This window comes from Geodermatophilus sp. SYSU D00705, assembly GCF_054050135.1.
The window spans coordinates 38,826-60,677 of record NZ_JBJGYT010000008.1 but is presented as its reverse complement, the minus strand read 5'-3'; the positions used below and the strand labels follow the sequence as shown (position 1 = coordinate 60,677).

Annotated in this window: 20 protein-coding genes and 3 tRNA genes; 6 read left to right on the top strand and 17 right to left on the bottom strand. The window is 71.7% G+C overall.

Going from position 1 to position 21,852, the window contains the following annotated elements; translation table 11 throughout:
• Window positions 1-41: 41 nt before the first annotated feature.
• Both rpsG and rpsL read right to left on the bottom strand, forming a co-directional pair.
• Window positions 42-512, bottom strand: a complete 471-nt coding sequence (rpsG, locus tag ACI78Q_RS08655) for a 30S ribosomal protein S7 (RefSeq protein ID WP_117375616.1) — start codon at window positions 510-512, stop codon at window positions 42-44.
• A 1-nt stretch (window position 513) separates the two neighbouring features.
• Window positions 514-888, bottom strand: a complete 375-nt coding sequence (gene rpsL, locus ACI78Q_RS08650; protein ID WP_012950487.1) for a 30S ribosomal protein S12 — start codon at window positions 886-888, stop codon at window positions 514-516.
• A 565-nt stretch (window positions 889-1,453) separates the two neighbouring features.
• Here rpsL and ACI78Q_RS08645 point away from each other — a divergent pair.
• From ACI78Q_RS08645 to ACI78Q_RS08630, 4 genes are all read left to right on the top strand, one after another.
• Complete coding sequence (locus ACI78Q_RS08645) at window positions 1,454-2,416, top strand: hypothetical protein (RefSeq protein WP_456922928.1); 963 nt, start codon at window positions 1,454-1,456, stop codon at window positions 2,414-2,416.
• A gap of 58 nt (window positions 2,417-2,474) precedes the next feature.
• Window positions 2,475-2,690: a hypothetical protein gene (locus ACI78Q_RS08640; protein ID WP_456922927.1), complete on the top strand. Its 216-nt coding sequence runs from the start codon at window positions 2,475-2,477 to the stop codon at window positions 2,688-2,690.
• A gap of 104 nt (window positions 2,691-2,794) precedes the next feature.
• Complete coding sequence (locus ACI78Q_RS08635) at window positions 2,795-3,835, top strand: LLM class F420-dependent oxidoreductase (RefSeq protein ID WP_456922926.1); 1,041 nt, start codon at window positions 2,795-2,797, stop codon at window positions 3,833-3,835.
• A 1-nt stretch (window position 3,836) separates the two neighbouring features.
• Window positions 3,837-4,514: an SIMPL domain-containing protein gene (locus tag ACI78Q_RS08630; protein ID WP_456922925.1), complete on the top strand. Its 678-nt coding sequence runs from the start codon at window positions 3,837-3,839 to the stop codon at window positions 4,512-4,514.
• Between the two features lie 123 nt (window positions 4,515-4,637).
• Here ACI78Q_RS08630 and ACI78Q_RS08625 read toward each other — a convergent pair whose 3' ends face one another.
• From ACI78Q_RS08625 to ACI78Q_RS08585, 9 genes are all read right to left on the bottom strand, one after another.
• Window positions 4,638-8,540 (bottom strand): DNA-directed RNA polymerase subunit beta', encoded by a 3,903-nt coding sequence (locus ACI78Q_RS08625; protein ID WP_456922924.1) that lies wholly within the window; start codon window positions 8,538-8,540, stop codon window positions 4,638-4,640.
• A gap of 84 nt (window positions 8,541-8,624) precedes the next feature.
• Window positions 8,625-12,125, bottom strand: a complete 3,501-nt coding sequence (rpoB, locus tag ACI78Q_RS08620) for a DNA-directed RNA polymerase subunit beta (protein WP_456922923.1) — start codon at window positions 12,123-12,125, stop codon at window positions 8,625-8,627.
• A 479-nt stretch (window positions 12,126-12,604) separates the two neighbouring features.
• Window positions 12,605-12,997: a 50S ribosomal protein L7/L12 gene (rplL, locus tag ACI78Q_RS08615; protein ID WP_456917536.1), complete on the bottom strand. Its 393-nt coding sequence runs from the start codon at window positions 12,995-12,997 to the stop codon at window positions 12,605-12,607.
• Between the two features lie 17 nt (window positions 12,998-13,014).
• The gene (gene rplJ, locus ACI78Q_RS08610) at window positions 13,015-13,614 is read right to left on the bottom strand and encodes a 50S ribosomal protein L10 (RefSeq protein ID WP_456922922.1); all 600 of its coding nucleotides are present in this window, start codon (window positions 13,612-13,614) and stop codon (window positions 13,015-13,017) included.
• 357 nt (window positions 13,615-13,971) lie between these two features.
• Window positions 13,972-14,691, bottom strand: a complete 720-nt coding sequence (gene rplA / locus ACI78Q_RS08605; protein WP_456922921.1) for a 50S ribosomal protein L1 — start codon at window positions 14,689-14,691, stop codon at window positions 13,972-13,974.
• A gap of 116 nt (window positions 14,692-14,807) precedes the next feature.
• Window positions 14,808-15,236 carry a 50S ribosomal protein L11 gene (gene rplK / locus ACI78Q_RS08600; protein ID WP_012950499.1) on the bottom strand — a complete coding sequence of 143 codons (429 nt, stop codon included), beginning with the start codon at window positions 15,234-15,236 and terminating at the stop codon, window positions 14,808-14,810.
• A gap of 40 nt (window positions 15,237-15,276) precedes the next feature.
• Window positions 15,277-16,158 carry a transcription termination/antitermination protein NusG gene (nusG, locus tag ACI78Q_RS08595; RefSeq protein WP_456922920.1) on the bottom strand — a complete coding sequence of 294 codons (882 nt, stop codon included), beginning with the start codon at window positions 16,156-16,158 and terminating at the stop codon, window positions 15,277-15,279.
• A 42-nt stretch (window positions 16,159-16,200) separates the two neighbouring features.
• Window positions 16,201-16,722 (bottom strand): preprotein translocase subunit SecE, encoded by a 522-nt coding sequence (secE, locus tag ACI78Q_RS08590; RefSeq protein ID WP_456922919.1) that lies wholly within the window; start codon window positions 16,720-16,722, stop codon window positions 16,201-16,203.
• 99 nt (window positions 16,723-16,821) lie between these two features.
• Window positions 16,822-16,894: transfer RNA gene (locus tag ACI78Q_RS08585), tRNA-Trp, on the bottom strand.
• 204 nt (window positions 16,895-17,098) lie between these two features.
• Here ACI78Q_RS08585 and ACI78Q_RS08580 point away from each other — a divergent pair.
• A complete protein-coding gene (locus tag ACI78Q_RS08580; protein WP_456922918.1) occupies window positions 17,099-17,746 on the top strand; it encodes a dihydrofolate reductase family protein in 648 nt (215 codons plus the stop codon).
• Between the two features lie 12 nt (window positions 17,747-17,758).
• Window positions 17,759-19,015: a pyridoxal phosphate-dependent aminotransferase gene (locus ACI78Q_RS08575; RefSeq protein WP_456922917.1), complete on the top strand. Its 1,257-nt coding sequence runs from the start codon at window positions 17,759-17,761 to the stop codon at window positions 19,013-19,015.
• A gap of 18 nt (window positions 19,016-19,033) precedes the next feature.
• Here ACI78Q_RS08575 and ACI78Q_RS08570 read toward each other — a convergent pair whose 3' ends face one another.
• The 6 genes from ACI78Q_RS08570 to ACI78Q_RS08545 all read right to left on the bottom strand — a co-directional run bounded on the left by ACI78Q_RS08570 (window position 19,034) and on the right by ACI78Q_RS08545 (window position 21,841).
• On the bottom strand, window positions 19,034-20,461 hold the full coding sequence (locus ACI78Q_RS08570; protein ID WP_456922916.1) for a M1 family aminopeptidase: 1,428 nt from the start codon (window positions 20,459-20,461) through the stop codon (window positions 19,034-19,036).
• Window positions 20,458-20,880 (bottom strand): MaoC family dehydratase, encoded by a 423-nt coding sequence (locus tag ACI78Q_RS08565; protein WP_456922915.1) that lies wholly within the window; start codon window positions 20,878-20,880, stop codon window positions 20,458-20,460. The genes ACI78Q_RS08570 and ACI78Q_RS08565 overlap by 4 nt, the downstream gene beginning before the upstream one ends.
• Window positions 20,877-21,323 (bottom strand): FAS1-like dehydratase domain-containing protein, encoded by a 447-nt coding sequence (locus ACI78Q_RS08560; RefSeq protein WP_456922914.1) that lies wholly within the window; start codon window positions 21,321-21,323, stop codon window positions 20,877-20,879. The genes ACI78Q_RS08565 and ACI78Q_RS08560 overlap by 4 nt, the downstream gene beginning before the upstream one ends.
• A gap of 65 nt (window positions 21,324-21,388) precedes the next feature.
• Entirely contained in the window at window positions 21,389-21,553 is a 165-nt protein-coding gene (rpmG, locus tag ACI78Q_RS08555; protein WP_097205646.1) for a 50S ribosomal protein L33, read from the bottom strand.
• Between the two features lie 96 nt (window positions 21,554-21,649).
• A tRNA-Met gene (locus ACI78Q_RS08550) sits at window positions 21,650-21,723 on the bottom strand.
• 45 nt (window positions 21,724-21,768) lie between these two features.
• Window positions 21,769-21,841, bottom strand: a tRNA-Thr gene (locus tag ACI78Q_RS08545).
• Window positions 21,842-21,852 lie beyond the last annotated feature (11 nt).

Below are 21,852 nucleotides of genomic sequence, written 5' to 3'. Positions count from 1 at the left end.
CCGCCGGCCGCGGGGGCTGGCGGAGCCAGCCGGGGTGGCACTTACCAGCGGTAGTGCGCGAAGGCCTTGTTCGACTCGGCCATCTTGTGCGTGTCCTCGCGGCGCTTGACCGCGGCACCGAGGCCGTTGCTGGCGTCGAGCAGCTCGTTCATCAGACGCTCGGTCATCGTCTTCTCGCGACGGGCGCGGCTGTACTGGATCAGCCAGCGCAGACCGAGGGTCGTGCTCCGGGAGGCGCGGACCTCGACCGGGACCTGGTAGGTCGCACCACCGACGCGGCGGCTGCGGACCTCGAGGGCCGGCTTGACGTTGTCCAGCGCCCGCTTGAGCGTGACCACCGGGTCGGTGTCGGTCTTGGCACGGCAGCCCTCGAGGGCGCCGTAGACGATCGACTCGGCGACCGAGCGCTTGCCGTCGACGAGAACCTTGTTCACCAGCTGGGTGACCAGCGGCGACTGGTACACCGGGTCGGCGACCAGGGGGCGGCGCGGTGCAGGGCCCTTGCGCGGCATGTCAGCTCTTCTCCTTCTTCGCGCCGTACCGGCTGCGAGCCTGCTTGCGGTTGCGGACACCCTGGGTGTCGAGCGAGCCGCGGATGATCTTGTACCGCACGCCGGGGAGGTCCTTCACCCGGCCGCCGCGCACGAGCACCATCGAGTGCTCCTGCAGGTTGTGGCCGACACCGGGGATGTAGGCGGTCACCTCGATGCCACTCGTGAGACGCACGCGAGCGACCTTGCGCAGCGCCGAGTTCGGCTTCTTCGGCGTCGTCGTGTACACGCGGGTGCACACGCCACGACGCTGAGGGGAGCCCTTCAGCGCCGGGGTCTTGGTCTTCTCGACCTTGTCCTCGCGGCCCTTGCGGACCAGCTGGTTGATCGTGGGCATGGGTGGCCTGGATCTCCTACCTGCGCTGGGTCGTGCTGTGGACGTTGCTCTGCTGTACCGGGTGCCGGTCCTGCCGGGGCCGTACCCGGTTCCGGCCGTGGCCCACCACCGGTCCCCGCGGTCGGGCGTGTCGCCTTCCCCAGGACCGGCCGGCGAGTCGAACCGGATCGGTCGCCCCCCGCGACTCGGCGCCACCACCTACCGGCAGGCGCACCGCGAACGGGAGCAGGCCCAGGGCACCCTGGGCACGGCTGACCACGATACCCGCGTGCTCGAACCCGGTCAAAGCCGGGTCCGCCACATGTCGACAGGCGGTGGTACAGCCCGCTCGTCGAGGTCGTACGTCGGGGTCAACGTCGCGCCGGACCGGGTATTCCCGGAGGCGGACGGACCCGACCGGGCGGCCCGACGGTGGCGCGACTGTACCGCTCGGCGCACGCGGCGGGGGCCCGTGCACGCGGCGACACCCCGTCCACCTCGGACGACGCGGACCGGCGCGCGGCTGTCGTACCCCGGCCCTACCGTCGGTCGCAGGACGCCCACCGAACGCCACCGGAGGATTGCCGTGCACGTCGACCTCGCCCGCGAGCTCAAGGCCCACCTGTCGGCTCGCCTGGCCGAGGCGGGTCCGGTCAGCGCACTCGACCTCGGCGGCTGGGCACGGCCGGCGCTCGGGCTGGCCCCCACCGGGCCCGGTCGGGCCCACCTGGCCATCCGGGTCAGCGCCAAGGACGACGCGGAGCTGCTGCTGGCCGGGCTGGACGACGCCGTCCTGGAGCAGGTCGACGTCCGGGTGGTCGGCGCGGTGCGGGCGCTGTCCTCCCCCACCCCGGGCGAGCTCCAGCGGCGCACCCGCCCGCTGCGCCCGGGGTTGTCGGTGGCGCACCCGTCGGTCACCGCGGGCACCCTGGGGGGCTTCGTCCGGGTCGACGGCCGGCTGGGGATGCTGTCGAACAACCACGTGCTGGCGGCCAGTGACGCGGCCGCCGTCGGCGACGCGGTGCTGCAGCCGGGGCCTGCCGACGGCGGCACCGACGCCGACCGCGTCGCCACGCTCGCCGCGTTCGTCCGGTTCCGGGGCGACGGCCGGGCCAACCTCGTCGACGCCGCGGTGGCCACCCTCGACCCGGAGGTGCCCGCCGAGCCGGGGCGGCTGCCGGGCGGTCCGCTCGGCGCCGACGTCCCCTCGGTGGAGGACGTCGACCCCGACGAGCGGGTGGAGAAGGTCGGCCGGACGACGGCGCACACGATCGGCCGGATCAGCGCCGTCGAGGTGGACGGACTGAGCGTCCAGTACGACCAGCAGGTGCACGTCTTCGACGACCAGGTGGAGATCGAGGGTCTGGACGGCGGGTTCAGCGCCGGCGGCGACAGTGGGTCGGTCATCTGGCGCAGCTCGGACCGCGCGCCCCTGGGGCTGCTGTTCGCGGGCAGCGAGACCGGCGGCCGCAACGGTGGCGGCGTCACGTTCGCCAACCCCCTGAGCACGGTCCTGGAGCTGCTCGATCTGCAGTGGGTCCCCGCCTGAGGGTGCCCCCGGCGGTCTGAGCCTGTCGCACCGGACCGATCCGGGGCACCATGGGTGCATGACCGACCGCGCCTCCGCCCGAGCCGCCAAGAGCGCCCTCAGCGCGAGGCTGGCCACCGACCCGGGGGTGGTCGGCATCGGCCTGGCCCGGCGCGACAGCGGGTACGTGGTGAAGGTCGACCTGGCCGACCCCGGTGCGGCCAGCCGCGTCCCGGGGGACGTCGACGGCGTCCGTGTCGTCACCGAGGTCGTCGGGGTCGTCCGCGCCCTCTGAGCAAGGCCCCTCCTCCCGCTCCTGGACAGCACCTCCACCGCTCTCCGCTGCCGATACGGTCGGGACCGGCGCCGACCGGGGTGCCGCCGACCAGAGGAGTGGACGTGCGCATCGGCATCCAGGCCAGCTACAGCGGGGGGTTCCGCGAGACCGCCGCCGAGATCCGCGACCTCGAGTCCGCCGGCCTCGACCTCGCGATGGTGGCGGAGGTCTACACCTTCGACGCGGTGAGCCAGCTCGGTTACCTGGCGGCGGTGACCGAGCGGGTCGAGCTGATGAGCGGCATCTTCCCGATCTACAGCCGCACGCCGGCGCTGACCGCCATGACCGCCGCCGGGCTGGACTTCGTCTCGGGCGGCCGGTTCACCCTGGGCCTGGGCGCCTCCGGTCCGCAGGTCATCGAGGGCTGGCACGGCGTCCCCTACGACGCGCCGCTGCAGCGCACCCGGGAGATCGTCGAGATCTGCCGGCAGGTGTGGCGCCGGGAGCGGCTGGCGCACGAGGGGCCGAAGTACACCATCCCGCTCCCTCCGGAGCAGGGCACCGGCCTGGGCAAGCCGCTGAAGCTGATCAACACCCCGGTCCGCGAGCGGATCCCCGTGCTGCTGGCCGCTCTCGGCCCCAAGAACGTGGAGCTCGCCGCCGAGATCGCCGAGGCGTGGGAGCCGATCTTCTTCGTCCCCGAGAAGGCGGCCTCGGTGTGGGGCGAGTCCCTGGCCGCCGGCAAGGCCAGGCGGGACCCGGCACTGGGCGAGCTCCAGGTGGTCACCGGCGTGCCCGTCGCCATCGGGGACGACGTCGAGGGCCTGCTCGACCACGTGCGGCCGCAACTGGCGCTCTACATCGGTGGGATGGGCGCCCGCGGCAAGAACTTCTACAACGACCTGGCCCGGCGCTACGGCTACGAGGAGCAGGCACGCACCGTCCAGGACCTCTACCTGGACGGCAAGAAGGACCAGGCCGCGGCCGCGGTGCCCGAGGAGCTGGTCCGGGCCACCTCGCTGATCGGCCCGGAGTCCTACGTGGCCGAGCGGATCGCCGCCTTCCGCGAGGCCGGGGTGACCACCCTGATGCTGCAGCCCCTCGACGGCAGCTCCGAGGGCCGGCTCGCGACGGTGGAGACGATGCGCCGCCTGGCCGGCTGACGTGGCCGACACGCTGCCGGCAGCGGCCACGATCGCCGTCCGGGGAGCCTGGACGGCGGAGGTCCCGCCGGAGCTGGCGCGGGTGCGGGTGTCCGTGGGCGCACGCTCCGGTGACCGCGCGCAGGCGCTGCGCGACGTCACCCGCCGGGCGGACGACGTCCGCGGGGCCCTGGGCGGCTACGGCGCGGCCGTCGAGTCGGTCGAGGCCGGAGCGCTCTGGGTGCGGCCGCAGCTCAAGGACGGACGCCCGCGGGAACGGGTCACCGGCCATGTGGCCGGCCTGTCGCTCACCGCGGTGGTGGTCGACCCCGCCGTCCTCGGTGACCTGCTGGTGCGCCTGGCCGACCGTGACATGGTCTCGCTGGACGGGCCGTTCTGGGCGCTGAGGCCCGACAGTGGGGCGTACCGGCGTGCGCGGACGGAGGCGGTCCGCGACGCCCGGCGGCGGGCCGAGGAGTACGCGGCCGCGGCGGGTGCGCGGCTGACCGGACTGGTGCAGATCGCCGACGTCGGGATGGCCGCCCCCGAGGGGTTCGCGGTCGCCCCCGCGGCGATGTTCCGCACGGCCGCCGACTCGAGCGTCGCCGACGAGCTCATCTTCGAGGTCGAGCCGGTGCCGCAGACGGTCTCCGCGACGGTCGAGGCCCGGTTCACCTGCACCCAGCCCGACTTCGGCTGACCGGCCCGGAACCGCGGAAGGGCCCCGCAGGCGTGTCGCGCCTGCGGGGCCCTTTCGTCACTGCGGTCTCCCTCAGGGGGCCCGCCGCGAGCGTGCGAGCGGCGGGGGGAGGGAGGTGTTACCTCAGCCCCGCCAGTCGTACTCCTCCAGGCGGACGGCCTCGCCGGAGCCCTGACCGAAGACGTCGGGGCTGTAGTACTGCCCGTCGTCGTACCCGGCCATCGTGTAGACGGCGGCGCGGGCCTCCTCGGTCGGCTCGACCGTGATGTTCCGGTAGCGGCTGATGCCGGTACCGGCCGGGATCAGCTTCCCGATGATCACGTTCTCCTTGAGGCCGAGCAGGCTGTCGCTCTTGCCCTGGATCGCGGCGTCGGTGAGCACCTTGGTCGTCTCCTGGAAGGAGGCGGCCGACAGCCACGACTCGGTCGCGAGCGAGGCCTTGGTGATGCCCATGAGCACCGGGCGGGCCGAGGCCGGCTCGCCACCCTCGGCGACGACCCGGCGGTTCTCGGTCTCGAACAGCGTCCGCTCGACCAGCGCACCGGGCAGGAACTCCGTCGCGCCCGAGTCGATGATGGTCACCCGCTTCAGCATCTGGCGGATGATCACCTCGATGTGCTTGTCGTGGATCGACACGCCCTGGCTGCGGTAGACCTCCTGGACCTCGCGGACCAGGTGCAGCTGCACCTCGCGCGGGCCCATGATCCGCAGCACCTCGTGCGGGTCGACCGCGCCCTCGGTGAGCTGCTCGCCGACCTCGACGTGGCCGCCGTCCTCGACCCGCAGCCGCGACCGGCGCGACAGCTTGTCGTAGACGACCTCGTCGGAGCCGTCGTCCGGGGTGATCGTGAGCTTGCGGAACTGCTCGCCGTCCTCGATGCGGACGGTGCCGGCCAGCTCGGCGATCGGGGCCTTGCCCTTGGGGACGCGGGCCTCGAAGAGCTCCACCACACGCGGCAGACCGTGGGTGATGTCCTCACCCGCGACACCACCGGTGTGGAAGGTGCGCATCGTCAGCTGGGTGCCCGGCTCACCGATCGACTGGGCAGCGATGATGCCGACCGCCTCGCCGACGTCCACGAGCTTGCCGGTCGCCAGCGACCGGCCGTAGCAGGTGGCGCAGGTGCCGAGCAGCGACTCGCAGGTCAGGACGCAGCGGACCTTGACCTCCGCGACACCGGCGTCGATGAGCGTCTGCAGGAGCACGTCACCGAGGTCGGAGTTCGCCGTGGCGATGACGGTGCCGTCCTCGGCCACCACGTCGGCGGCCAGCGCACGGGCGTACACGCTGGTCTCGACGTGCGCGTCGCGGGTCAGCGTGCCGTCGACCACGGTGCCGATCGGCATGATCACGCCGCGGTCGGTACCGCAGTCCTCCTCGCGGATGATGACGTCCTGGGAGACGTCGACCAGCCGGCGGGTGAGGTAACCGGAGTCGGCGGTCCGCAGCGCGGTGTCGGCCAGACCCTTGCGGGCACCGTGCGTGGAGATGAAGTACTCCAGCACCGACAGACCCTCCCGGAAGTTGGCCTTGATCGGCCGCGGGATGATCTCGCCCTTCGGGTTGGCGACCAGACCGCGCATACCGGCGATCTGGCTGATCTGCATCATGTTGCCTCGGGCGCCCGAGTTGACCATGACCCAGACCGGGTTGGTGGTCGGGAAGTTGTCGACCATCGCCTGGCTGACCTCGGCCCGGGCACGGGTCCAGATCTCGATCAGCTCGCCACGACGCTCGGCGTCGGTGATGACGCCGCGCTCGTACTGCTTCTCGATCTGCCGGGCCTCGGCCTCGTGCCGGTCCAGGATCTCCTGCTTGGCCGGCGGGGTGACCACGTCGTCGATGGCGATCGTGATCCCCGCGCGGGTGGCCCAGTGGAACCCGGCGGACTTGAGGGCGTCCAGCGTCGCCGCGACCTGCACCTTGGGGTAGCGCTCGGCGAGGTCGTTGACGATCGCCCCGAGCTCCTTCTTCGGCACCTGGTAGTTGACGAAGCGGTAGTCCTCGGGCAGGGCCTCGTTGAACAGCACGCGGCCCAGGCTGGTGGAGACCAGCGCCGGCTGACCCGGCTCCCAGTCCTCCGGGGCGACCCACGGGTCGTTCGGCCCGTTGTCGACGCCGTAGACCTCGTCGAGGCGGATGGACACCCGCTCCTGCAGGCCCAGGGCGCCCTTGTCGTAGGCCATGACCGCCTCGGCGGTCGTCGAGTACGACTTGGGCAGCTCACCCTCGGCCAGCTCCGCCGACCCGGTGAGGGTCGTCAGGTGGTAGAGGCCGAGCACCATGTCCTGGGTCGGCGCGGTGATCGGGCGACCGTCGGCCGGGCTCAGGATGTTGTTGCTCGACAGCATGAGGATGCGGGCCTCGGCCTGCGCCTCGGCCGACAGCGGCAGGTGCACCGCCATCTGGTCACCGTCGAAGTCCGCGTTGAACGCGGTGCAGACCAGCGGGTGGATCTGGATGGCCTTGCCCTCGACCAGCTGCGGCTCGAAGGCCTGGATGCCCAGACGGTGCAGCGTCGGCGCGCGGTTGAGCAGCACCGGGTGCTCGGTGATGACCTCCTCGAGCACGTCCCACACCACGGGGCGGGCACGCTCGACCATGCGCTTGGCGGACTTGATGTTCTGCGCGTGGTTGAGGTCGACCAGCCGCTTCATGACGAACGGCTTGAACAGCTCCAGCGCCATCTGCTTGGGCAGGCCGCACTGGTGCAGCTTCAGCTGCGGGCCGACGACGATGACCGAACGGCCGGAGTAGTCGACCCGCTTGCCGAGCAGGTTCTGCCGGAACCGCCCCTGCTTGCCCTTGAGCAGGTCGCTCAGGGACTTCAGGGGACGGTTGCCCGGGCCGGTGACCGGCCGGCCGCGACGGCCGTTGTCGAACAGCGCGTCCACGGACTCCTGGAGCATCCGCTTCTCGTTGTTGACGATGATCTCCGGCGCGCCCAGGTCGAGCAGTCGCTTGAGCCGGTTGTTCCGGTTGATCACGCGGCGGTACAGGTCGTTCATGTCGCTGGTGGCGAACCGGCCACCGTCGAGCTGCACCATCGGGCGCAGGTCCGGCGGGATGACCGGGACGCAGTCCAGCACCATGCCCATGGGCGAGTTGCGGGTCTGCTGGAACGCCGCGACGACCTTCAGCCGCTTGAGGGCACGCAGCTTGCGCTGGCCCTTGCCGCTGCGGATGGTCTCGCGCAGCGAGGCGGCCTCGGCGTCGAGGTCGAAGTCGGCGAGCAGCTTCTGCAGCGCCGCGGCGCCCATGCCGCCCTCGAAGTACTCACCGAAGCGGTCGCGCAGCTCGCGGTAGAGGCCCTCGTCGGCGATGAGCTGCTTCACCTCGAGCTTGCGGAAGGTGTCGAGCACCTCCTCGAGGCGGTCGATCTCCCGCTGCGCGCGGTCGCGCAGCTGGCGCATCTCCCGCTCGCCACCCTCGCGGACCTTGCGGCGGACGTCGGACTTGGCGCCCTCCGCCTCGAGCTCGGCGAGGTCGGCCTCCAGCTTCTGCTGGCGGGCCTCGACGTCGGCGTCGCGGCGGCCCTCGAGGTTGTGCTTCTCCGCGCTGATCTCGGCCTCGATGGTCGGGAGGTCGCGGTGGCGCGTCTCGTCGTCGACCGAGGTGATCAGGTAGGCGGCGAAGTAGATGATCTTCTCGAGGTCCTTGGGCGCCAGGTCGAGCAGGTAGCCCAGGCGCGAGGGGACGCCCTTGAAGAACCAGATGTGGGTGACCGGCGCGGCCAGCTCGATGTGGCCCATCCGCTCGCGGCGGACCTTGGCCCGGGTCACCTCGACGCCGCAGCGCTCGCAGATGATGCCCTTGAACCGGACCCGCTTGTACTTACCGCAGTAGCACTCCCAGTCCCGGGTGGGACCGAAGATCTTCTCGCAGAAGAGACCGTCCTTCTCCGGACGCAGCGTCCGGTAGTTGATGGTCTCGGGCTTCTTCACCTCACCGTGCGACCACTGGCGGATGTCGTCGCCAGAGGCCAGACCGATGCGCAACTCGTCGAAGAAGTTGACGTCGAGCACTGAGTGGACCCCTTTCCGGGGCTAGTTCTTCGCTTCTAGTGGCAGTGGTGGCGCCGGCCGGCCCGAGGGCCGGCCGGCGGCCGATCACACGTCTTCGACGGACGACGGCTCCCGGCGGGACAGGTCGATGCCCAGCTCCTCCGCGGCCCGGAAGACCTCGTCGTCGGTGTCACGCAGCTCGATCGCCTGCCCGTCGCCGGACAGCACCTCGACGTTGAGGCAGAGCGACTGCAGCTCCTTGAGCAACACCTTGAACGACTCCGGGATGCCCGGCTCGGGGATGTTCTCGCCCTTGACGATCGCCTCGTAGACCTTGACGCGGCCCAGGATGTCGTCGGACTTGATGGTGAGCAGCTCCTGCAGCGCGTAGGCCGCGCCGTAGGCCTGCATCGCCCAGCACTCCATCTCACCGAAGCGCTGGCCACCGAACTGCGCCTTACCACCCAGCGGCTGCTGCGTGATCATCGAGTAGGGGCCGGTCGACCGGGCGTGGATCTTGTCGTCGACCAGGTGCAGCAGCTTCAGGATGTAGACGTAGCCCACCGAGATCGGCTCCGGGAACGGCTCGCCGGAGCGGCCGTCGAACAGCCGCGCCTTGCCGGTCGGGGCCACCATCCGCTGGCCGTCGCGGTTGGGGATGGTCGAGCTGAGCAGGCCGACGATCTCCTCCTCGCGCGCACCGTCGAACACCGGCGTCGCGGTCCGGGTGCCGGGCTCGGCCGCGCGGGCGGCCTGCGGCAGGTTGGCCGCCCACTCCGGGCTGCCCTCGACCTGCCAGCCGGACTTGGCGACCCACCCGAGGTGGGTCTCCAGGACCTGGCCGACGTTCATCCGGCCGGGGACGCCCAGCGGGTTGAGGACGATGTCCACCGGGGTGCCGTCCTCGAGGAACGGCATGTCCTCCTGCGGCAGGATCTTCGCGATGACGCCCTTGTTGCCGTGGCGGCCGGCGAGCTTGTCACCGTCGGAGATCTTGCGCATCTGGGCGACGTAGACCCGGATCAGCTCGTTGACGCCGGCGGGCAGCTCGTCGCCGTCCTCGCGCGAGAACACGCGGACGCCGATGACCTTGCCGGACTCACCGTGCTTGACCTTCAGCGACGTGTCGCGGACCTCGCGGGCCTTCTCGCCGAAGATCGCCCGCAGCAGCCGCTCCTCGGGGGTCAGCTCGGTCTCGCCCTTGGGCGTGACCTTGCCGACGAGGATGTCGCCGGGGACGACCTCGGCACCGATGCGGATGATGCCGCGCTCGTCGAGGTCGGCGAGGACCTCCTCGGAGACGTTCGGGATGTCCCGGGTGATCTCCTCGGCACCGAGCTTGGTGTCGCGGGCGTCGACCTCGAACTCCTCGATGTGGATCGAGGACAGGACGTCGTCCTGCACGAGGCGCTGCGACAGGATGATCGCGTCCTCGTAGTTGTGGCCCTCCCACGGCATGAAGGCGACGAGCAGGTTCTTGCCCAGCGCCATCTCGCCCTGGTCGGTGCACGGACCGTCGGCGATGACCTGGCCGACCTCGACCCGCTGGCCCTCGTCGACGACGGGGGTCTGGTTGATCGAGGTGCCCTGGTTCGAGCGGCGGAACTTCAGCAGCCGGTAGGTCTGCCGGGTGCCGTCGTCGGCCATGACCGTGACGTAGTCGGCGGTGGAGTCCTCGACCACACCGGCCTTCTCGGCCACGACGACGTCGCCGGCGTCGACGGCGGCACGCAGCTCCATGCCGGTGCCGACCAGCGGGGCCTCGCTGCGCAGCAGCGGCACGGCCTGACGCTGCATGTTCGCGCCCATGAGCGCGCGGTTGGCGTCGTCGTGCTCGAGGAACGGGATCATCGCCGTCGCGACCGAGGTCATCTGTCGCGGCGAGACGTCCATGTAGTCGACGTTCTCCGGGGCGAGGTCGGTGGTCTCCCCGCCCTTGGTGCGGACCAGGACCCGCTCCTCGGCGAACCGGCCGCTGGCGTCCAGCGGCGAGTTGGCCTGGGCGACGACGAAGCGGTCCTCCTCGTCGGCGGTCAGGTAGTCGATCTGGTCGGTGACCACACCGTTGACCACCTTGCGGTACGGCGTCTCGATGAAGCCGAAGGCGTTGACCCGGCCGAACGAGGACAGCGAGCCGATGAGGCCGATGTTCGGGCCTTCCGGCGTCTCGATCGGGCACATCCGGCCGTAGTGGCTCGGGTGCACGTCCCGGACCTCCATGCCGGCCCGCTCACGCGACAGACCACCCGGGCCCAGCGCCGACAGGCGGCGCTTGTGGGTCAGGCCCGCGAGCGGGTTGGTCTGGTCCATGAACTGGGACAGCTGGCTGGTGCCGAAGAACTCCTTGATGGAGGCGACGACCGGCCGGATGTTGATCAGGGTCTGCGGCGTGATCGCCTCGACGTCCTGGGTCGTCATCCGCTCGCGGACGACGCGCTCCATGCGGGAGAGGCCGACCCGGATCTGGTTCTGGATCAGCTCGCCGACGGTGCGCAGGCGACGGTTGCCGAAGTGGTCGATGTCGTCGACGCCGTGCTCGGGCTCGCCGGCGTGCAGGCGCACCACGTACTCGATGGTGGCGACGATGTCGTCCTCGGTCAGCGTCAGCGTGCTCTGCGGGATCTCCACGCCGAGCTTCTTGTTGACCTTGTACCGGCCGACCTTGGCCAGGTCGTAGCGCTTCGGGTTGAAGAACAGGTTCTCCAGCAGCGCCTGCGCCGACTCACGCGTCGGGGGCTCGCCCGGCCGCAGCTTGCGGTAGATGTCGAGCAGCGCCTCGTCCTGGCCGGCGATGTGGTCCTTCTCCAGGGTGGCCAGGACGGTCGGCGACCACTGGAAGTGCTCGCGGATGCGGTCCTCGGTCCAGCCCAGCGCCTTGAGCAGGACGGTGACCGGCTGGCGGCGCTTGCGGTCGATGCGGACGCCGACGGTGTCGCGCTTGTCGACGTCGAACTCCAGCCACGCACCGCGGCTGGGGATCACCTTGGCGCTGAAGACGTCCTTGTCCGACGTCTTGTCCAGGGTCTTGTCGAAGTAGACGCCCGGGCTGCGGACGAGCTGCGACACGACGACGCGCTCGGTGCCGTTGATGACGAACGTGCCCTTGTTCGTCATGATCGGGAAGTCGCCCATGAACACCGTCTGGCTCTTGATCTCGCCGGTGGTGTTGTTCATGAACTCGGCGGTGACGAACAGCGGCGCCGCGTAGGTCATGTCCTTGTCCTTGCACTCCTCGAGGGACGCCTTGACGTCCTCGAAGCGCGGGTTGGAGAAGGACAGCGACATCGAGCCGCTGAAGTCCTCGATCGGGGAGATCTCCTCGAGGATCTCGGCCAGACCGCCGACGGCGTCGGCCTGCTCCTCGGGCGAGAGGGTGGCCCGCCACTCGGGGCTGCCGACCAGCCAGTCGAACGAGGCGGTCTGCAGGGCCAGCAGGTCCGGCACCGCCAGGGGCTCGGAGATCTTGGCGAAGGAGACGCGCAGCGGCGCGCCGGGGATCTTCTGCTGGTCGGCCTCACCGGTGCGGGGGCCGGACTGCGGGGTGTTCTGGGTGGTAGCTGACTCGGTGGTGCCGGGGTTGATGCTGGTGGGGCGAGAGCCTGCCAAGATGCGTCCTTCCAAGGACCTCACGACGTGCGGGCGGTGGGTGCTGGTTCGTCCTGGGTCGTCGTCGGTAATGGCGGGGCTGTCCGCGTCGTCCTGCACCATGGGGGTCCACCGGGCATCCGGGACGGATCCCGGGCACCACTGGTGACCCGTCAGTAGCGGGCAGGCAGTCAGGGGGCAGCGCAACAGAGAACCCTACCCCTGCTGCGGCGAGCTGTCCACGTCGGGGGGTCCGTGCAACCGGACACACTCCCAGGAAGGGCAGCCGACCGGCGGGGACCAGTGGACCCTCTCCATGACGGCAGAGCCATGATGCCAGTCCGGGAGCCTCCGGTCAGCAGCCACGCCGCACTTCTCGGCGCCGGACCGGACGCCCCGGAGACGCCGCGGGGGCCGCCCCCCGGGTGGAGGACGGCCCCTGCGGGTCGTGCGAGGTGGTGCGTTGCCCGGCGGCGGTCAGGCCGCCGCCGGGCACCGGGTCACTTGACGGTGACGGTGGCGCCGGCGCCCTCGAGGGCGGCCTTGGCCTTCTCGGCAGCGTCCTTGGCGACCTTCTCCAGGACCGGCTTCGGCGCGCCGTCGACCAGGTCCTTGGCCTCCTTGAGGCCGAGCGAGGTCAGGCCGCGCACCTCCTTGATGACCTGGATCTTCTTGTCGCCGGCGCTCTCGAGGATGACGTCGAACTCGTCCTGCTCCTCGGCGGCGGGGGCACCGCCGTCGCCACCACCGGCAGCCGGGGCGGCCGCGACGGCGACAGGGGCAGCAGCGGTGACCTCGAAGGTCTCCTCGAACTGCTTCACGAAGTCGGACAGCTCGAGCAGCGTCATCTCCTTGAACGCGTCGAGCAGGTCCTGGGTGGACAGCTTGGCCATGATCTCTCCTTCGGGGGTCAGTCGGTGCTGGCCGCGGCGTCCGCGGCGGCAGCGTCGGTGTCGGCGGTGGTGTCAGCAGCGGTGTCGGCGGCGGGAGCGCCCTCGGCGGGCTTCTTCTCCTGCAGCGCGGCGGCCAGGCGGGCGACCTGCGACAGCGGGGCCTGGAACAGACCCGCGGCCTTGGTGAGGTTGCCCTTCATCGCGCCGGCCAGCTTGGCGAGGAGCACCTCACGCGGCTCGACGTCGGCGAGGGCGGTGACCTCGGCGGCGCCGACCGTGCGGCCCTCGACCACGCCACCCTTGACGACGAGCAGCGGGTTGGCGCGCGCGAAGTCACGGATGGCCTTGGCGGCGTTCACCGGGTCGCCCTCGATGAAGGCGATCGCGGTCGGGCCGTTGAGCAGCGGCGCGAGATCGGCGAAACCGACCTCCTCCGCGGCCCGCTTCGTCAGGGTGTTCTTGACGACGGCGTAGCTGCTGCCCTCACCGAGGGAACGGCGCAGCTGGGTCAGCTGGGCCACGGTCAGCCCGCGGTACTCGGTGAGCACCGCTGCGCTGGACGACTGGAACCGCTGGGTGATCTCGTCGATCACCGCGGCCTTCGCCTGCGTGGGCATGGGCCTCCTCTCGTCTGTCGGGCGACCACCGGCCGGTGCACGACGGCGGGCGATCAAGGGCCCGGAGACGAGGAACGCCCCGGCGCAGGGCGCACGGGGCGAGGGCCGGGCGCAGCGCCCGGCGATCGAACCGTCCTCCTGCGCGGGTCGCCCGGGGTCCGGGACCTTCGATCGCACGCGGACGTGCGACGACCAGCGGTCTTGGGGGGAACGGCGTCGAGCATACGCCATGTCGACAGGGCACCGCTGTCGCCGTCGTCACCCGCCGGCCCGGAACGCGCGGAGGCCCCGCAGCGCGTGTGCGCTGCGGGGCCTCGGCGACCTGCGTGTGGTCCCGTCCCGGCGGACGGGCCGATCTCAGGCGGTGGGCTCGTCCACCGTCAGGTTGCGGGTCCGGTTCGGGTCGACCGGGATGCCCGGGCCCATGGTCGTGGAGACGGTGACCTTCTTCAGGTACCGGCCCTTGGCGGCCGACGGCTTGGCCCGCAGGACCTCGTCGAGCGCCGCGGCGTAGTTCTCCACCAGCTTGGTCTCGTCGAACGAGGTCTTGCCGATGACCAGGTGCAGGTTGGCCTGCTTGTCGACGCGGAAGTTGATCTTCCCGCCCTTGATGTCGTTGACGGCCTTGGTGACGTCGGGGGTCACGGTGCCGGTCTTCGGGTTCGGCATCAGGCCACGGGGGCCGAGGATGCGGGCGATCCGGCCGACCTTGGCCATCTGGTCGGGGGTGGCGATCGCCGCGTCGAAGTCCAGGAAGCCGCCCTGGATGCGCTCGATCAGGTCGTCCGAGCCGACGACGTCGGCGCCGGCGGCCTCGGCCTCGGCGGCCTTGTCGCCGGTCGCGAAGACGATGACGCGGGCGGTCTTGCCGGTGCCGTGCGGCAGGTTGACCGTGCCACGGACCATCTGGTCGGCCTTGCGCGGGTCGACGCCCAGGCGCATGGCGACCTCGACGGTGGCGTCGTAGGTCGTCGGCGACGTCTGCTTGGCCAGGGTGGCCGCCTGCAGCGGGGAGTACAGGTTGTCGCGGTCGACCTTGGCGGCCGCCTCGCGGAACTTCTTGCCGTGCTTCGCCATGGTGTGTCCTCTCCCCCGGCGCGCGGCCGGGAGTCGTGTGGTGAACGGGCCTGGCGCGGCCCTCCCACGTGTGACGTGCTGGAGCGGTCCGGCACCGGGGCGCCGGGTCCTGCTGCTTACTGGACGGTGATGCCCATCGACCGGGCGGTGCCGGCGATGATCTTCTCGGCCTCGTCCAGGGAGTTGGCGTTGAGGTCGGCCATCTTGGTCTGGGCGATCTCGCGGACCTGGTCACGGGTCACGGTGGCGACCTTGGTCTTGTGCGGCTCGCCGGAGCCCTTCTCCACACCAGCCGCCTTCAGCAGCATGCGCGCCGCGGGCGGGGTCTTGGTGACGAAGGTGAACGAGCGGTCCTCGTAGACCGAGATCTCGACCGGGATCACGTTGCCGCGCTGCGACTCCGTGGCGGCGTTGTACGCCTTGCAGAACTCCATGATGTTGACGCCGTGCTGGCCGAGCGCCGGACCCACGGGCGGCGCGGGGGTGGCCGCACCGGCGTTGATCTGGAGCTTGATGACCGCGGTCAACCGCTTCCTGGGGGGCATGACTTCCTTCTCTGTCGCTGATCCGGCCCGGGGGGCCGGCTCAGATCTTCTGGACCTGGTTGAACGAGAGCTCGACCGGCGTCTCCCGGCCGAAGATCGAGACGAGCACCTGCAGCTTCTGCTGCTCGGCGTTGATCTCGTTGATCGTGGCGGGGAGCGTGGCGAACGGCCCGTCCATGACGGTCACCGACTCGCCGACCTCGAAGTCGACCACGGCGGCCGGCGCGGCGGCGGTCGTGGTCGTCGTCTCGGTCGCCTTGGCGGCCGGCGCGGTGGTGGTCGGGGCGAGGATCTTGACGACCTCGTCGAGGGTGAGCGGCGAGGGGCGCGAGGTGGCGCCGACGAACCCGGTCACCCCGGGGGTGTTGCGCACCGCGCCCCAGGACTCGTCGTTGAGCTCCATGCGCACCAGCAGGTACCCGGGGAACACCTTGCGGTTGACCTGGGTCCGCTTGCCGTTCTTGATCTCGGTGACCTCCTCGGTGGGCACCTCGATCTGGTAGATGAAGTCCTCCATGTCCAGCGACTGGATGCGGGACTCGAGGTTGGTCTTCACCTTGTTCTCGTACCCGGCGTAGGAGTGCACGACGTACCAGTCGCCGGGGGCGATCCGCAGGGCCTTGCGCAGCGCCTCGACGGGGTCCTCGTCCTCCTCCGGCTCGACCAGGTCGGAGTCGGCCGCCGGGGCGGTCAGCGGGTCGCCGGCCAGGCTGTCGACGTCGCCGTCCTCGACCTCGGGGGTCGCGTCGGCCACGCCGGTCAGGGCGTCGAGGTCGGCGGTGTCGGTGGAACCCTCGGCGGAGCCGGGCTCGCCCGCGCCGGTCTCGAGGTCCGCACTGCCACGGACGTCGAAGCGGGCGTCGTCGAGGTCGATCCCCTCGACGGCGCTGTCGGTGTCGAAGGGCTCGCGGGGGTCGGTCACGGGGATCTCTTCCTTGTCGGTGGCGTGCAGGCGCGGATGGGCTCAGCCGAAGACGGCGAGCACGGCCTGGGAGAAGAGGAGGTCCAGGCCGGCCACCAGCGCAACGATGAAGGCCACGAAGACGATGACGACGGTCGTGTAGGTGATCAGCTCGCGCCTGCCGGGCCAGATGACCTTGCGCAGCTCGGCGACGACCTCGCGCAGGAACCGGCCCACGCTGCGCTTCTGCCGGATCTCCTCGGCGCGCGCCCGCTCGGCGGCGGCCCGGGACCGGGTGCCGGCCCCCTCGGCGGTGCGCTCGCGGACCGGACGCCGGGTGCGCGCGGCAGGCTCGTCGTCCTCGTCCTCGTCACCGGCGGTGATCCGCCCCCCACGGCGACGCGCGGGCGTGGCCACGACCTTGTCCTCCTCGGCCTCGGCCTCGGCGGCGACGTCGGCCTCCGCGGCCTCGAGCTCGGCGGCGTCCTCGACGCCCGGGGCCTCGCGGTCGATCTGCTCGTCGGTCAGCTCGGCGTCGGAGGCGGCGCGAGGATCGTCCTCGCGTCCCGACTTCTCGTCGCTCACTGCGCCTCGCTCGCCTCGTGGTGGTGGCCGCTGCTGGGGGCCGTCGGTCGGGTGTCGTACGGGTCGTGCACGTCGCCGGCGCGGAGCCGGCGGCACGGGCAGGGGTGACAGGACTTGAACCTGCAGCCTGCGGTTTTGGAGACCGCTGCTCTGCCAATTGAGCTACACCCCTAGTGCCCTGAGCCGGGCTCTGGGACCGCCGGACCCACCACGCTCGGCACCCAGCCCCGCGAGGGCATCCGGGGCACGCCGGTGGCGGGGTCAACTGCCCCAGGACAGCCAGTGTACGGGACCGGCGGGCGGGGCAGCGAACGTCCTCCCGAACCGTGGCGCAGACCACCGATGACCCCCCGGCCGTCCAGCGGTCTCAACCGGCGTGACCGAACTGCGCGTGCACAACCTGTCCGTGTCCCTGGACGGCTTCGCCGCCGGCCCGTCGCAGAGCGTCGACGCCCCGCTGGGCGTGGGCGGCGAGCGCCTGCACGACTGGGCGTTCGAGGGCGAGCGCTCCCCCGTCGACGAGCGCTTCTGGACCGCCGGGGTGCACGACGCGGGGGCCACGATCATGGGCCGCAACATGTTCGGCCCGATCCGGGGGCCGTGGTCCGACTCCGGCTGGTCGGGCTGGTGGGGCGAGGACCCACCGTTCCACCACGACGTGTTCGTGCTGACCCACCACCCGCGGCCGCCGCTGGAGATGGCCGGCGGCACGACGTTCCACTTCGTCACCGAGGGCATCGAGGCCGCCCTCGAGCAGGCGCGGGACGCGGCGGGCGGCGGGCACGTCCGGCTGGGCGGCGGCGCGTCCACCGTCCGCCAGTACCTGCGCGCCGGTCTCCTCGACGAGCTGCACGTCGTCGTGGTCCCGGTGCTGCTCGGGGCCGGGGAGCGGCTGTTCGGCGACCTCGGCCCGGCGCTCGACGGCTGGACGTGCGTGGAGTACGCCCCCTCACCCGTGGTCGCGCACGTGCGGCTGCGGCCGGACCGGTCCGGAACGGGGGCGACCCCGGGCGCCGCCCTTTGACACGATGGACGCATGACCGCCGTCTCCTCCTCGGAGCCCGCCGCCCCGTCCACCGAGCTGCCGCCCGCCGAGCGGCGCATCTCCCGCCGCATCGCGGCGATCGCCGAGTCCGCGACGCTCGCGGTCGACGCCAAGGCCAAGGCGCTCAAGGCCGCGGGCAAGCCGGTGATCGGCTTCGGCGCGGGCGAGCCGGACTTCCCGACGCCGGACTACATCGTCGAGGCCGCCGTCGCCGCCTGCTCACAGCCGGCGATGCACCGGTACACGCCCGCGGGCGGGCTGCCGGCCCTCAAGGAGGCGATCGTCGCCAAGACCGTCCGCGACTCCGGCCTGCAGGTCTCGGCGGCCAACGTGCTGGTGACCAACGGCGGCAAGCAGGCCGTGTACGAGGCGTTCGCCACGATGCTCGACCCCGGCGACGAGGTGCTGCTGCCGGCCCCGTACTGGACGACCTACCCCGAGGCCATCGCGCTGGCCGGTGGCGTCCCGGTGCCCGTGGTCGCCGACGAGGAGAGCGGCTACCTCGTGTCGGTGGCCCAGCTGGAAGCCGCCCGGACGCCGCGGACGAAGGTGCTGCTGTTCTGCTCGCCGTCCAACCCGACCGGGGCGGTGTACCCGCCGGAGGTCGTCGAGGAGATCGGCCGCTGGGCGCTGGACAACGGCATCTGGGTGCTCACCGACGAGATCTACGAGCACCTCACCTACGACGGGGCGACCGCACCCTCGATGCCGGTGCTGGTGCCCGAGCTGGCCGACCGGTGCGTCGTGGTCAACGGGGTCGCCAAGACCTACGCGATGACCGGCTGGCGGGTCGGCTGGATCGTCGGCCCGGCCGACGTCGTCAAGGCCGCCACCAACCTGCAGTCGCACGCCACGTCGAACGTGGCCAACGTGTCTCAGGCCGCGGCGATCGCGGCGCTGACCGGCGACCTCTCCGCGGTGGCGACGATGAAGGAGGCCTTCGACCGCCGCCGCCGGACCATCGTCTCGATGCTCCGCGAGATCCCGGGCGTCGCGTGCCCGGAGCCGCGGGGGGCCTTCTACGTCTACCCGTCGGTGAAGGCGCTGCTCGGGCGGGAGATCGCCGGGCGGACGGCGAGCAACAGCGTGGAGCTGGCCGAGATCGTCCTCGAGGAGGCCGAGGTGGCCGTCGTCCCTGGCGAGGCGTTCGGCACGCCCGGCTACCTGCGGATGTCCTACGCGCTCGGCGACGAGGACCTCGTCGAGGGCGTCGGCCGGATGCAGCGCCTGCTGGGGTCGGCGGGCTGAAGGGAGCCCGCAGGGCGCCTAACGGGGCAGGTCGTCCTCGTCGAGGGCGCCCGCCTCGGTGAGGACGTCGAGCGCGGCGGGCAGGTCGGCCAGCGCCCGGGCGAGGTCGGCGGGGGTGGCGATCGTCCAGGCGTTGGCGTCGACGTAGCAGCGCAGCGCCGCGTCGAAGGCCGCCGGCCCGGCGGCGTCCCGGGCGGCGAGCAGGGCGGCCTCGCCCTTGTCGTACACGCGCTGGAAGTACTCGACGGGGTCGGCGAACTCGTCCATCGCCGACCCCACGTCTCCCGGTACCGACAGCCGCTGCTCCACGTCGCCCGGCGGGAAGGCGACCGACTCGGCGTAGCTGGCGAAGGCCTCGTCGAGCCACGGGTCGCGGAACTGGGAGTCCCCGACCATCCCGTAGAACCACATGTGCGCCACCTCGTGCAGGAGCACCAGCTGGTCCGGCGACGCCAGCAGGATCGAGCTGGGGTACTCGATGCCACCGCCGTAGTCGGGCAGCAGCGGCACGGTGAGCGTGCGGTACGGGAACGCGCCGAAGCGCTCCTCGAGGTCGCCGATGGCCGTCACGGTCCGGTCCGCGAGGACGTCCGCGGTCAGGGGTGCGCCGGGCAGGACACCGGTCGTCACCTCGACGCCCCCGGGGGTGGTGGTGGAGGCGGTGGTGAACTCCCCCGCCGCGACGCTCACGTCCCGGGCGACCGGCTCGCTCGAGATCCACGTGCGGCGTCCGTCCTGGACGGCCGTGGGGGGCTCCTGGTCTCCGGTCATCAGGACGGTGAGGTCGGCGGGCGCGGAGACACGGACACGGGTGTCGGCCACCGGGCTGGTGGCGGTCTCTCCGAGGATGCCGACGAAGGGGTCCCGCGCCCAGCCGACGCCGGGCTCCCACGCCAGCAGCGGCGCGCCACTGGCCCACCAGGACACGCCCTGAGCGGTGCCGATGCGCTCGAAGCCGCCCCCGCCGAGCCGCAGCGTGAAGTCCAGCGCCACCTCGGTGCGCTCTCCCGCCGCGAGCTCGCGGGTCAGGTCGACGACGTAGAGGCCCCCGGGCTCCTCGGCGCCGGCGTCCTCGTAGCCGCTCCCGGCCACGTCCTCTCCCCGCACGGCGTCCACGGTCAGGGCGTTGCCGGCGTCGGCCGCGCCGGGGTCGTTGGGCACGAGCCGGAACACCAGCTCACGGGTGGGCAGGTCCGGGGTGAACACGACCGTCTCGGTGCCGCGGACCGTGCGCCGGTCGTCCTCCAGGCGGAGGTCGAGGTCGACCCGCGGACGGTCGGGATCCGGGGCGGCGCGCTGCGCGCAGCCGCCCTGGGTCTCCCCGTCCCGTCCGGTGTCCGCCGACGCGCGGGCCTCGGCGGCGACGGTGTCGACGAACGAGGACCCGCAGGCGGGCAGGAACAGCAGCGCCGCGGCGGCCAGGGCGGCGCGACGCCGGGGGATCACGCCAGGCGGACGGTCGCGCGGGCCAGGGACAGGACCTTCTCGCCACCGCTGGTCACGGTGAGGTCGAGGCGGGCCCGGCCGTCCTCACCGAGCGCCCCCACCTTGCCGCGGACGACGACCTCGGCCCCCGTCTCGTCGTCGGGCACGAGGACCGGCCGGCCGAACCGGACCTGGTACTCCACGAGCGCGGAAGGATCTTCGGTCCACGCGATGACCGCACGCGCGGCGAGGGCCATCGTCAGCATCCCGTGGGCGATGACCCCGGGCAGGCCGACCTCGGTGGCCACGCGCTCGTTCCAGTGGATCGGGTTGAAGTCGCCCGACGCCCCGGCGTAGCGGACCAGGTCCGCCCGCGTGACCCGGTAGCTCTGCTCGGGCAGTTCGGAGCCGACGGCGACATCGGCGGCGCGCACGGTCATGCGGTCCCCCGGGCGACGAGCATGGACGTGGCCGAGCAGACCGGCTCGCCGTCCTCGGTGGCGACGTCGACCCGGGTGGTGAGCAGGTCGTTGCCGGCGACGCTGCGCACGGCCTCGATCGTGGGGGTGGCGACCAGGCGGTCGCCGGCGCGGATGGCGCGGTGGTGGGTGAACCGCTGCTCGCCGTGGACGACGCGGCTGTAGTCGAGGTCGACGTCCGGGTCCTCGACCACCACGCCGGCCGCCGAGAGGGTCAGCACGATGGCGAAGGTGGGCGGCGCGATGACGTCGGGGTGGCCGGCGGCGCGGGCGGCGTCGGCGTCACGGTGCACCGGGCTGTCCTCGCCGATCGCGGTGGCGAACTCGGCGATCTTCTCGCGGCCGACCTCGTAGACGGCGGAGGGCGGGTAGCTGCGCCCGACCAGTGTCGGATCAAGCGCCATGCTCCCGCCCTCCTGCTGCGTGCGACCGCTGGGTCAGCGCGTCTACGCGGTGCCTCGAGACCGCGTCAGCGCGTCTCGCGGTGGATGGTGTGCTTGCGGTCCTTCGGGCAGTACTTCTTCAGCTCGAGCCGGTCGGGGTCGTTGCGCCGGTTCTTGCGGGTGATGTAGTTGCGGTTCTTGCACTCCTGGCAGGCCAGGGTGATCTTCGGACGGATGTCGGTGGCTGCCATGGAGTTCTCCTAGCCTTGTGGGACGGGCCTGCCAGGCCCGGCGTGTGGGCGGCGCCCACACGACGACGGACCCCGGGGTGCGGGGTCCGTCGAGAGTAGCGGTGACCGGATTTGAACCGGTGACACAGCGATTATGAGCCGCTTGCTCTGCCTGGCTGAGCTACACCGCCGGGAAGACCGTGCGGCCCGGTCTCGCGACAGGACCGGCTGGTCGGAGCCCCTTTACGGAATCGAACCGTAGACCTTCTCCTTACCATGGAGACGCTCTGCCGACTGAGCTAAAGGGGCGGTGGCCGAAG

Bases quoted from the DNA above. Each gene is read 5' to 3' on its own strand.
- rplA (WP_456922921.1), bottom strand. From the start codon at position 14,691: ATGGCGAAGCACGGCAAGAAGTTCCGCGAGGCGGCCGCCAAGGTCGAC.
- rpmG (WP_097205646.1), bottom strand. From the start codon at position 21,553: ATGGCAGCCACCGACATCCGTCCGAAGATCACCCTGGCCTGCCAGGAG.
- rpsL (WP_012950487.1), bottom strand. From the start codon at position 888: ATGCCCACGATCAACCAGCTGGTCCGCAAGGGCCGCGAGGACAAGGTC.
- ACI78Q_RS08565 (WP_456922915.1), bottom strand. From the start codon at position 20,880: ATGACCGTGCGCGCCGCCGATGTCGCCGTCGGCTCCGAACTGCCCGAG.
- rpsG (WP_117375616.1), bottom strand. From the start codon at position 512: ATGCCGCGCAAGGGCCCTGCACCGCGCCGCCCCCTGGTCGCCGACCCG.
- rplL (WP_456917536.1), bottom strand. From the start codon at position 12,997: ATGGCCAAGCTGTCCACCCAGGACCTGCTCGACGCGTTCAAGGAGATG.
- ACI78Q_RS08560 (WP_456922914.1), bottom strand. From the start codon at position 21,323: ATGGCGCTTGATCCGACACTGGTCGGGCGCAGCTACCCGCCCTCCGCC.
- rplK (WP_012950499.1), bottom strand. From the start codon at position 15,236: ATGCCCCCCAGGAAGCGGTTGACCGCGGTCATCAAGCTCCAGATCAAC.
- rplJ (WP_456922922.1), bottom strand. From the start codon at position 13,614: ATGCCCACGCAGGCGAAGGCCGCGGTGATCGACGAGATCACCCAGCGG.
- ACI78Q_RS08575 (WP_456922917.1), top strand. From the start codon at position 17,759: ATGACCGCCGTCTCCTCCTCGGAGCCCGCCGCCCCGTCCACCGAGCTG.
- ACI78Q_RS08640 (WP_456922927.1), top strand. From the start codon at position 2,475: ATGACCGACCGCGCCTCCGCCCGAGCCGCCAAGAGCGCCCTCAGCGCG.